Source organism: Winogradskyella ludwigii (assembly GCF_013403985.1).
Lineage (GTDB): Bacteria > Bacteroidota > Bacteroidia > Flavobacteriales > Flavobacteriaceae > Winogradskyella > Winogradskyella ludwigii.
Map to the genome: position 1 here is coordinate 1 of NZ_JABFDF010000007.1, position 12398 is coordinate 12398.

Annotated in this window: 7 protein-coding genes; 1 reads left to right on the forward strand and 6 read right to left on the reverse strand. The window is 31.9% G+C overall.

The features are described 5' to 3' along the window. Window positions 1-531 precede the first annotated feature (531 nt). The 6 genes from HM981_RS15240 to HM981_RS15265 form a co-directional block, all read right to left on the reverse strand. Window positions 532-2400, reverse strand: coding sequence for a putative porin (locus HM981_RS15240; RefSeq protein WP_246286306.1), 1869 nt, complete (start codon window positions 2398-2400; stop codon window positions 532-534). 371 nt (window positions 2401-2771) lie between these two features. After that, window positions 2772-5042 (reverse strand): zinc-dependent metalloprotease, encoded by a 2271-nt coding sequence (locus HM981_RS15245; protein WP_179339675.1) that lies wholly within the window; start codon window positions 5040-5042, stop codon window positions 2772-2774. 176 nt (window positions 5043-5218) lie between these two features. Next, window positions 5219-6076: a hypothetical protein gene (locus tag HM981_RS15250; RefSeq protein ID WP_179339676.1), complete on the reverse strand. Its 858-nt coding sequence runs from the start codon at window positions 6074-6076 to the stop codon at window positions 5219-5221. Between the two features lie 21 nt (window positions 6077-6097). Continuing rightward, window positions 6098-6841 carry a hypothetical protein gene (locus tag HM981_RS15255; RefSeq protein ID WP_179339677.1) on the reverse strand — a complete coding sequence of 248 codons (744 nt, stop codon included), beginning with the start codon at window positions 6839-6841 and terminating at the stop codon, window positions 6098-6100. 20 nt (window positions 6842-6861) lie between these two features. Beyond that, window positions 6862-8286: a RagB/SusD family nutrient uptake outer membrane protein gene (locus HM981_RS15260; RefSeq protein WP_179339678.1), complete on the reverse strand. Its 1425-nt coding sequence runs from the start codon at window positions 8284-8286 to the stop codon at window positions 6862-6864. A 12-nt stretch (window positions 8287-8298) separates the two neighbouring features. Next, window positions 8299-11418, reverse strand: coding sequence for a SusC/RagA family TonB-linked outer membrane protein (locus HM981_RS15265; protein ID WP_179339679.1), 3120 nt, complete (start codon window positions 11416-11418; stop codon window positions 8299-8301). Window positions 11419-11632: 214 nt separating this feature from the next. Between HM981_RS15265 and HM981_RS15270 the strand changes: the two genes are divergently transcribed. Further along, complete coding sequence (locus tag HM981_RS15270) at window positions 11633-12220, forward strand: ribonuclease HII (protein ID WP_179339680.1); 588 nt, start codon at window positions 11633-11635, stop codon at window positions 12218-12220. Window positions 12221-12398 lie beyond the last annotated feature (178 nt).

Genomic DNA, 12398 nt, shown 5'->3' on the forward strand with positions numbered 1-12398 from the left:
TTCAATATGTTAATGAACTTTTCTTTACTTTCTCTTAACGTTGTTGCGCTAAGCGGGTGCAAATATAAAACCCTTTTCCGTAACCACCAAACTTAATTTTAGAAAAATTTAATTTCTTTTTCTAACTCAATTTCTCTTGGCAAGGAACGTATGAAACTTAAACTTTCGTTTTTGTTTCGGGGTGCAAATATAAAACCCTTTTAGAAACTAACACTACTTTATAGCACTTTATTTTAATATAATTCTCAAAACTCTTGAAACCAATATTTTAAACCCTAAAATTTTCTCAAATCCAAATAGTTCATAGCCTCTTATACCCTATACTAAAAGATAAACGCTATATTATGATAAGCCTGAACCATAACAAATACTCGCGTTAGCGGTAGCAGCGGCATCCTTTTTTGAGTTTTGATTACTTAATACTATATATAAAGACAATAGTATTACTAAAATAATCTCAAATTATAATCCAACTAAAAAGATATAGCGGATGACGCGACTCTTTTGTTAATTTAAAACAAAAGTGAAACGCTATAAAAAGAAATCCCAAACTAACCCAAATCTAATAGTAAAGTCTCTGTAAGGATTATTAGGTGCTGAAAAATAATCGTATCCTGTAAAGGATGAATTGAAGTGTTCTGCTTTAAAAAAGATACGCGTTTGCCTAACCTTAGCATTAATAAAGAAATCTAACCTAGGGAACCCTCCTAGTTTAGTTTCATTTTGGGTGTAAAACTCAGCTAACAATGGATCATAACCATTCATGTTATATTTAGAGAAGTAATTAAAGGTTACTCCTGTCTGTAGGGTCATGGACTTTTTAAATATCTGATTAGAGTAATACAGAGTATTACGCGTAATGAGAGCTGGTACATTAAGCACATCTTCATCACTTACAACATTTTGATACATAATAGAGTTGTCTAATGCAAAATTTCCTACTTTGATTTCCTTTTGAAGCTTAAGCCTCAAATATTGAATTGGCTTATTGTATTGTTTGGGTTTAATAATATTAACACCATCAAGTGTTTCTTCTAAATTGAAATAAGTGTAATTATCTATATTGGAAAGATCTAGGTTTACGTTAAACAATTTCTTAGATTGAAAATTGAATTTTACCTGTTGCGTATTAACGTTTTTAAAATCATCAAAATTATACCAGTTATAATTAAGGTAATCACTTTGATATAATAGATAATTATAATTAGCAAGTCTAGAATTAATTGAAATCCCACCAGAGACCTTTATATCATCATTTAAATTAAGACTTATAGAGCCATCTAAATAACTTCCAACGAATGTATCGGACAGATTTAATCCTCCTTTACCAGAAATATTGAATCCTTTGTATGTTTTTGAATAGACTCCTTCCAATCCTAAAAAATTGGACTGAATTCTATTTGTTATGGTTTCAGTTGGAAATAATATAAGACTATTATAACCGTAATTAATATCTGAATAATTTATAGCAAACTCTACATCCCCAATTATATTATTACTATACTGAAGTCCCAGTGATGTTTTAAAGTTTTCTAATTTTACTTTATCATTAATGCTAGTTGTAAAAGCTTCACCAAAAAAACTAGTAGCAGCTGTTGTTTGACTGTATTGGTAATACTTATCTTCAAATGAAATTTTATTGACTAACGTAATACTATTATTACTTATAGAATCTTTATTTTGTAATAATGCATAAGACTGCTCCAAATAAAAGCGCTTACCTTCTAAAATATTTTCAGCATCTTCAAAAGCAGGATCAAATACGGATCTGTCTAAAAACTCTTCATCTCCAGAAGTGAAATTATCAAGATCGTCGGTTTCTAGGCCACCGTTTTCTTGATTAAGAAGATCTTGCATAACGATATAACCTTTAGCGTTATATTTTTTATTCTTTGAGTTGTAATTTGAGCCAAACCTGAAATTACCAGAACTGGTTAATACATTTTGATAATTCCCCAGAGACCTTAGTCCTTTATATGCAATAGAAAAATTAAATTGTCGGGATAGATTTACTGTAAAAAAAGCATCTAATAGTTGGCCTTGTTCAAAAGCGGTCTTATATGTTAAGCGTGTCCAAGGTGTCGGAACCTCATAGTAATTAATATCATCATGTTCAAAATAATTAAAATGGCGCGCTCTAGCACCAAACAGTGGACTTGTATTAGAATCCCAACTATTAAAACTTAGTGTATTATATGTTTGACCAATATTAGCAAAAGAGATTAAATTGAAATTGTCTTGTTGTAGGTAATTAAATTTGTATTCTTTTTTAAGCGTCAATGTTGTATCAACTTGAACCGTATCTACTATGTTTTTAAATTGTAGATACATGTCTATTGTTGCAGTATCTTTAAAACCTTTAGATATTTTGACGGCAGACGTATCTTGTACACTCCCCATCTTTCCACTTTTGAGTTTAGTTTGAGCAGTAAGACTTGTGGTAAATATGCAAAGTAAAAGTAAATATGAATATGAATATTTGATGTCCATTTAATATGATATAGTTTTCAAACAAAGAAAAACATAAATTATTGTTTATGCATAGAAAATACATTTTACTTAACACAAATAAATAATAACTGCAATATTAGGTACTGATATGTTAATGCATTAAAACTAATTGTTATAAAATATCAGAAAGCAATAAACTACAATGTATGCTCACAATGCATCAATAAAATATTATATAAATTAAAGCCTGAACAATAATACTATTGTTCAGGCTTTAAAATTTTGATTAATTATAAGTATTGAATAAGAAATAAAATAACTTATTCAATAATAATCTTAGCAGTAGTTATATTATTTCCATTTGAAATATTTGCTATATATACTCCAGAAGCTACAGAATTTAGATTTATAGTCTCATTGAATTGAGCCGATTCATTTACAAAAATATTTTTGTAAACTGAACGTCCACTAATATCATAAACATCTATTTTAACAGAACTATTATTAAGAACTGAATCAAAACTAATTGTAAATTCCCCTTTACTTGGGTTTGGATATACATTTAAACTGTTAGCTAAAATATTATCATCAACACTCAAATTCATTTCAATAGCGAAATTTTTCGTGTTTAAATTATAGAATATATTATCTGCTGATTCTACCATGAACCTACATGAAGCGGCATCAACATTTGGCAAAGTAATATCCTCAACACCATCGTTAGGCGTATTTGATAATAAAACTGTGTCAAAATTTAATCCGCCATCAGTAGACAACAGTATATTTACAATATTACTATTTATAGGAGCAACGTTAGTATTTCCAACATTCCATGTCACCGTTTGAATCGTAGAACCTGTATAAGATAAACCTGTAGTGTTTTGAGATGATACTGTAAATGCACCACTTGAATCACTAACTGTAACTGTCATAAAATCTAAGCCCACTTGACCACCAGAAATATCATTATCTCTAACTAAAAGAGAATAATTAACATCTCTATTAATTAAAACTAATTTCTCCCAAGTAGTTGAAGAATTAACACTACTCACATAGTCTTCAAGTTTTGGAATATATCTTGTGCTATTACTTGATGGAGGAAAAGATCTAACGATAGGACCAGTAGATGTTAAAAAATTTGGTGCTGCTACACTAGCTCCTAAATCGTACTCCTCCCAACAATACGTTAAAGATTCTAAACCATCAATATCCGTTGCTACTCCAGCTAATCTATATGGAGTTCCTATTGGTATTGTATAATTACCACCAGCATTAGCTACAGGCGCAGTATTACCAGTACTTGATTGATTACCACATGTACTATTGCCATTAGTAATATTACCCCACATTTGATCTATACTATTTTGATGAAAATAATTATCAGCCTCTGATTGTATGTTAGAACTTGATCCACAAATACCTGCGTAAGACATAATCGTAGTTCCACCACCTGGCTCATATGCAGAGTTTGAAGTAGCTGCACTTGCACAACTCGTTGAATTATACGTGTGAAAAGCTCCAAATTGGTGCCCCATTTCATGCATCATTGTGTTTTCGAAAACTGTACCTTCTGGAATACTTGACAAACCACCACTCACAGCTCTTGCTTTATTATTAGTACAAGGTGAATATAACTGTGCTAAACCACTACCTGAAGTACTTAACATGTGTCCAATATCATAATTCTCTGAACCTAAAAAGATATCAATCCAAGTTTGAGATTGATCAATCAATTCACTAATATCATTATTAGATAAGAAACTGTCTTGTAAAAAAACAACATTACTATTATCATTAACTATTGTCATAGTAACCGATAATTCATTTTCATATACAGCATTAACTCTAGTCATTACATCATTCATAACATTTAAAATAGCATCTTTCTTTACAGTATCACTAGCACTAGAAAGCCCTAATTGAAATAAATGATAAGTTGCGTATTCTTGGGTACAAGCTAGAGCTAAACGAAATTCTCTTAACTGCCCATCATCTACATTTCTATCTGTAGCAGAACTTGAGCTACTATCGAAGCTAGTATGTGCCGCCTCTTCACTTTCATTTAAACAAACAATTTCTTCATTAGAAGATAAGTCTTTTTTGAAATACAAAATACAATACTGATTATTCTTAGTATAAGAATCAATGTATTGAGTTCCTAATTCATCATTTAATATAATAGCATTGAAACCTTTTAGTGATACACTAAATCTTATCAAGATGTTTTTATTATCTACTGACCTACCTATATAAGAATGAACATTAGAAAGTCTATCTTGTAAATCAGAAGCCAAAACTGGTGCATCATAAACTTCAAACTTTTGTAATTTATTATTAAGTGGTAAATCAACGAAGACTCCATTTACATTCTTAGCTTCTGATCTCATTGGTGCATTAGCTAATTTACTAATGAGTAAATCAAAATCTAATTGGTATGTAATATAAGAATCAGGTAGTGCGCTTCTTTTCCAAGTATCTAAATCCGACGATAGATTAGTAACTTCATTCCAAATAGGGTTCTCTTTTTGAGCGTAAACACTCTGAGAAATAACGGAAATAAATATTAGGAGAGAAAATAATTTTTGTTTCATAATTTAAAATTTAGGTGTAAGGATTCTGAGGGTATTTTATATCACTCAATAATCAAAAATAGTTATAATAAATAATATTACAATAGATATTTTGAATTTACATTACAAAAAGTATAAATCCTTTTATAAAATAAAAAAGCCCGCTAACGCGGGCTTTTTATATATACAAAATAATTTTATAAAGCTGTCATCGTAAGATCTACTGTAAAATCTGTAGTAAATAGACCTTGTGTTAAGGTAATTAAGAATACGTCATTACAACTATCATAAGTACCATAACCATCAGTTTCCGCAGATCCATCACCTCCTACTGTAGAATCAGTAGAAACAACGCTAACAGTTAAATCGTCATTAATAGATATAGTAGCAGAATAAAGGTACTGCCCTGCTAAAGCAGGTTGACCAGCTACTTCAGCTACAAATTCTGGACCCCAAGTAGAAGTTACAGAAAACTGATTAGCAACACCTGTAGGAGTTAACGCTACAGTATGTGAAGGTGTTGCACCATTTGGACCAGTTACATCAACATTATAGCTATCTGCAGTAACTACAGGACATGGAGTTGAAACTCTATAAGACGTGATACTATCATCATCTACACCTATTGTAACACCATCAACATCAACAGCAGTTAAAACTACATCAAAAACTATAGGTTCAGTAACTAAATCTAAATTCTCAAATCCTATTACAATATTCTGTACGCTAGGTGTACCATCTGCGCCAGGTGATACATCAGAAGAAAATGATAAAGTATCAGTACTTAAAGTACCTACAATACTAGTAAAATCTCCCTCAACAGCAACTAAACTATAAGTTACGTTTAAGCCACCTTCATAAACAGGTACTCTTAAACTCACAGGTAACGATAACGATTCTGCAAACGGAGAAACAGTTGTACCACTACTAGGTGTAGCAAATTCAACCCATCCACTTGTAGGGTCATTGTAAAATCTTGAATTATCATCATCTTGCTCACAACTAAATGTTAAAACAAGAAACAAGATTGGTATTAATTTTAATATTTTTTTCATAAGATATGTTTTATATATTTATTATTCTACGATAGTAAAATCAGTTGACTCAGAAGCTCCAAAATTACCACTACCACTAGCATAAGAAACCACAGTTTGTGCTGCACAATATAAATTGTACGTTCCTGTGTTGGTTCCATCAAATAAACCATCACCATATGAATCATATATAGTAAATGTATAATCACCTGCTGCTAAAGAAATATTAGAGATTAATTCAGTTCCAGCAATACTATCATCGTAAGGTCCTCCTGACGCCACAATACTTCCAGAAGAATCTGCAACCTCCCAAGTAGTCTCAGACGTATAATTATCTGCTACAATATTAAGTTTAAGATCACCACAAACAAATGTAGTAATGTCATACTCTTTTAAAAAGCTAAATGTCACTGGAGGAAAAGCACTACCAGGTACATCAATAGATAACGTTAATGAATTAAGAACAAAATCTTCTAAACCATCATAGTTCAAAGTTACGTCTAACGTACCTTCATAAGAATTAGCTGGAATAGTAGCAGAACCAATAACATACTCACTAGACTCTACTGTTGAATCCTCAACAGTAACATCGAAAGTTCTAACCTCACTTGAAATTGTAGTAGATACAAGACCAACAGTGGAAGTAACACCACCAACAGGGACACTCAATTCTATAATAGATTCCGAAAATCCAACTGCTGTAGATCCATCGAAAGTAACTCGTTCTGTATCTTCACAAGATGCAACCATCAAGAACACAAAGAATATTTTAAATAAATTTTTCATAATTTCAATTATTTTTTTTTTTAATAACCTGGAGCTTGTTGCTCAGCGATTACCGTGTTACCATTAATTTCTCCTGAAGGTATTGGAAGAATAAATTTAGGAGAAGTAGAAGGTAATGAACATGGAACTGAACCACCACAATCACCTAAATCTTCCAATCTTTCAATTCCGTCACCTGTAATAGAACGAACTCTCTTAATATCTGTATACCTATGACCTTCAAAAGCTAATTCTAATCTTCTTTCTGCTATAATTCCTTCGATAGCTTCAAGTAAAGAATTATACTCAACAGCATCTGGTGTACTAATATGTCTTGCAGTTTGAACCGCTAATACATCTGCTGCTGCCAAATCAAACTGAGTAGACTTTGCATAAGCTTCTGCTCTAATTAAATAGATTTCAGAAATTCTCATAGCTTTGAAATCATTAATAGCCAATGTATTTGAATTAATTGGATATTTTCCTACTACTAATAAATCAGAAGCATCATCACCAGCGTCATCAAGAACAACTGTTTTTCTAATATCATCATCTGTATAGAGATCAAATAACTCTCTAGAAATCTCAAACTTTGGTCCTTGACCTGAGAAATTCCAGAAAAAATTGATACCATAATCAAAATCTTGAACATTGTCAAAATTGAAAACAACTTCTGTTTTATCTGCATCTTCATTAAACATTGCAAAATACTGACTAAAGCTTGCTAATGGATAATCTGCAATTAAAGAATTACTATAAGCAATTGCGCCTGTATTATCACCTGTTTCTAAAGCAATTCTTGCTCTTAAAAAAGTAACAAAATCCGGTGTAGCAAAATTAATATCAGTAGTTCCTGCAGGAAATAAAGCTAAAGCTTCATCTAAATCTGATTGGATCCCTGTTAATACTTCACCTACAGTATTTCTACCTGGAGTTGCATCTGCTGAAACATAATCAACATAAGGAACACCTAATGCAGAATCATCTGTCATATCAAAACCATAATATAATAACAACTCATAATGTGCTAATGCTCTAAAAGCATAAGTTTGTGCCAATATATTATTATAAGTATCAACATCCGCAGGATCTGGTGAGATAGAAGAACTTGCAGTAAGCAATCTATTCATATCATTAATCATCGCGTATCTACCATTCCAAAGCGTTCCACCTCCAAAAGAGAAACCACCAGTATCTGCATTTAGAATTTGTTGATTGAATCCAATATCTTGACCACCATTATCTACACCTAATCTTGTGTTGTCGGTGAAAATAGAATTAAATCCAATGATATAATTATAACTAAGACTACCAATAACACCGTTAAGACCAAATTGAAGATCCTCTACTGTATTATAAGCCGTTTCTTCCACTAAACTATCTACTGGAAGCCTATCTAATTGATCGCTACAACTTAGGAATACCGTTGCAACAAATAAGGGCAATATTATTAAATATTTTTTCATTTCTATTTTTTATTAAAAAGTTAAATCAAATCCTAAACTATACGTCTGAGCAACAGGATATTCAAAGAATGAAGAAGGTACAGTTCCTTCAGGATCGAATCCAGTATATTTAGTCCAAGTAAACAAGTTTGTTCCTTGTACAAATATGCGAATACCGTTAAATAAATTCATTTTATCTAACACCTTTTTATCTACGTTATATGATAAAGCAACATTTCTTAGTCTTAAGAAAGAAGCATCTTCTAAATATCTATCACCAGCAACAGCACGTAAACCACCGTACTCTAATGCAGGAATATCCGTTATTTGTCCTGGAGTAGTCCAAGCGTCTAATACAGTTGTTGATAAATTTAAGTTTGCACCTAAACTAGTATCTTCAATAAGTGCTTGAGAACTGTTGTTTTTCCAACCATCTGCCTGAAAAGAAAACAATGCATTTAATGAAAATCCTTTATATGATATATCAGCACCAAAACCACCAGTATAAGTAGGGTCAAAGTTTTTATCTAAATAAACTGCATCATCAGGATTATATTCATTTGTAATATCACCGTTAATATCAAGATAAAGCGGCTCACCATTTGCTGGATTAACACCTGCCCATCTTACCATAAACCATGTATTTGCTGCATGTCCTTCAGCGATTCTAAGTCTAGTAGTACCCTCTAAACCAGTTGCGAAACCACCAGGTAATTTTTCAACTAAATTCTTATTATAGTTAGCATTTGCATTTAAAGTAATAGACCAATTGTTAGTTGAAGACTTTCTTAACAAATCATAAGAGATTTGAAAATCAACACCCTTATTACTCATATCTGCAACGTTAGTAGTAACAGAAGAAGACCCTGTACCAGCTGTAGATAATAACTTACCAGCATATAAATCAGTAGTTAAGTTTCTATAAAGATCTAACTCACCTGACAGTCTGCTATTCCATAAACCAAAACTTAAACCAACGTTAAACTGATTAGATGTTTCCCATTTAATATTTGGATCAATTAGTGTACCTAATTGGTAAGAATTAGTTAACTGATATCCAGAACCAGCACTAACTGTTTGATATCCTTGATAACGTGTACCAACACCTTGGTTACCTACAACACCATAACTAACACGTAATTTCAAAATAGAAAGCCAATCAACATCTTCCATGAAACTCTCGTTATCAATATTCCAACGACCTGCTACAGACCAAAAGATACCATCTCTATTTTCTACAAAACGAGAAGTAGCATCATTTCTAATAGAACCAGATAAACCAAAACGTGAGTCATAATCTAAATCTACAGTTGCAAACACAGAACCCAACGCTAATTCAGATTCAATAGAACCTACAGTAGGAATATAATTGTATACATCATTATCGTCTCCTTCTGTAGTAGAACCACTAGAGAAACCTGAACCAGAACCTGGCAATACCGGGTTTAAACCAAAAGCTTCAAAAAATCCAAATTGCGTATTAGAATAGTTATACTCAGCAAAAACTGCCGCATTAAGGTTTAATTTTTCAGTTAAGTTATTATCATAACGTAAATAAGCGTTTGTAATAAAATTTGCATCTCTGTAATATTGCTCATATTGAGATCCCTTTTGCTCAGAACCATCAGATGGTGTTCTAAAACTTCTAATACTTCCTGGAGGATTTATTGTTAAACGTTCTTCATTAGTGTAATCTATACCAAAAGAAGTTCCGAAAGTTAAATTTTTAGCAAAATTATAATCTGCTGCAATTCTACCTACTACTTTAATTTCAGATTCTTGATCTGTACCTAAAGCAGCTGTATTTAATGCGATAAATGGCGTATTTCTAAAACCATCAACATTATCATAATCAATAGTTCCATCTGCTAAATAAGCCCCAGAACCACCAGTCCCAGTAGGACCTGTACCCCAAATATTTATAGAACCATCTGGATTATATGGAGATAAATAAGGTAAACCAATGTAAGGAACAATAAAAGGATTATCTAATTGACCACCTGTGTTAGTATCCCTAACCGCATCTACCACAAAACTACTAACTGAATAGTTTGCAGTTAAACTTGTAGAAAAGTTTAACTTATTATCTGCAGAATTTGCATTAAAGTTATTTCTAAAAGAAAAACGTTTTAAATCACTACCAATAGTAGTACCTTCTTGCTTAAAATACTGAACAGAAGAAAATGATGAACTATTTTCACCACCAGTAGTTATAGAAATTTCATGAGAATCAGTACGACCTTGACGTAATAATATATCTGCCCAATTAGTATTAGCCTGTAAAGATATCGCTGATATCTCCTGATCTGATAAAGCATCACCTAGCTGATCACCAGGAAGCATATATTTTTGAAAATTCAAAAACTGAGAAGAACTCATAACGTCAAATTTCGCGTCAGGAGCATCTGAAACACCATATAATGATCTATACTTTACTTGAACACCTGATCCTTTTTTACCAGTTTTAGTTGTAACAAGTATTACACCACCTGCACCTCTATTTCCATAAATAGCAGTTGCTGCAGCATCTTTTAACACAGACATTGTAGCGATGTCATTTTGATTAAGACTACGGAAATTATCTTGATCAACTGGCACACCATCAATAATAAAAAGTGGCTCAGTATCTCCATTAAGAGAATTTCTACCACGAATGATAATTGTAGCACTTTGCCCAGGCTGACCCGATCCAGTATTTACACTTACACCCGCTGCTTGACCTTGAAGCATTTGATCTAAAGAAGTAATTGGAACAGACTCAATAGACTCTGCACTTACTGTTGATAAAGCCGACGCTATCTTAGAACTATTAGTAGCTCCTTTATAACCTGTAATAACAACCTCATCAAGAGAACTAGCATCCTTAAGCGTAATATCATAAGAACTTCCAGCACCTACTGTAATTTGGCCAGGCTCCATCCCAACGTAAGAGACGATTAAAACATCTCCTTGATTGACTTTAATAGTATACTTACCATCAAAATCTGTTTGTTGACCTCTAGAGGTCCCTTTTACAATTACACTAGCGCCAGGAAGGGGTAAACCATCCGATGCTGTTGTAACTGTACCTGTGATAGTTTTCTCTTGTGCAAAAGAAAACTGCATCACGAACGCCATAAATAGCGTTAATAACCATGTTAATTTTAATTTCATAAAACAATTATTTGAGTTAGTCTAATTGCAAACATCTTAATTAAATATTAAATAACCAAGCATTTTTGCCAAAAAAATGTTAATCCTTTTACATATTTCGCAATAAGTCTTAATTGATTTTTTTTTAATGTTTTTCTACCATAACTCAATAGTTAGATGCAAAAAATGCATAAGGGTTGCGTTAAAATTTTAACTTTGTTCAAAAATTAACATTTTGGCATTAAAAATTCAATTTTCGACTTATAATTTGGAATGTGGTACAGATGAGGCAGGTAGAGGTTGTTTAGCTGGTCCTGTAACAGCAGCTGCAGTTATTTTACCATTGACTTTTAAAAATAAATTACTAAATGACTCTAAACAACTTTCAGAGAAAAACAGAAATATTTTAAAGCCTATAATAGAACACCAGAGCGTTTCTTTTGGTGTTCAGCATATTTTTGAATCTGAAATTGACACTATTAATATTTTAAATGCATCCATAAAAGCCATGCATGGTGCTATTTCAACATTAAATCCTATTCCTGAATATATAATTGTAGATGGAAACAGGTTTAAACCTTACCATACGATTCCTCATGAGACAATAATAAAAGGCGATAGTAAATATCTAAGCATTGCTGCAGCTTCTATACTAGCAAAAACTTACAGAGATAAATTCATGGAAACTATTCATGAAGAATTCCCAATGTACAATTGGAAACAAAACAAAGGGTATCCAACAAAACAACATAGAGAAGCAATTAAAGAGTTTGGTGTTACTAAGTACCACAGAAAATCGTTTAGGCTATTACCTGAAGAATAGAAATTAGCTCTGTTACAATTTTATTAATATTGTTTTTTCGTATTGAGTTGGAATAAAAAAATAAGCCATACGCAAAAATCACAAACACCTCCAGGTAAAACTATTTAGAAGGATTAATACACCATTTTAAAATCAAAGTAGGTTTAACTTTTTATATTTGTAATCTAAAATTTCAAAT

Bases quoted from the DNA above. Each gene is read 5' to 3' on its own strand.
- HM981_RS15240 (WP_246286306.1), bottom strand. From the start codon at position 2,400: ATGGGGAGTGTACAAGATACGTCTGCCGTCAAAATATCTAAAGGTTTT.
- HM981_RS15245 (WP_179339675.1), bottom strand. From the start codon at position 5,042: ATGAAACAAAAATTATTTTCTCTCCTAATATTTATTTCCGTTATTTCT.
- HM981_RS15250 (WP_179339676.1), bottom strand. From the start codon at position 6,076: ATGAAAAAAATATTAAAATTAATACCAATCTTGTTTCTTGTTTTAACA.
- HM981_RS15255 (WP_179339677.1), bottom strand. From the start codon at position 6,841: ATGAAAAATTTATTTAAAATATTCTTTGTGTTCTTGATGGTTGCATCT.
- HM981_RS15260 (WP_179339678.1), bottom strand. From the start codon at position 8,286: ATGAAAAAATATTTAATAATATTGCCCTTATTTGTTGCAACGGTATTC.
- HM981_RS15265 (WP_179339679.1), bottom strand. From the start codon at position 11,418: ATGAAATTAAAATTAACATGGTTATTAACGCTATTTATGGCGTTCGTG.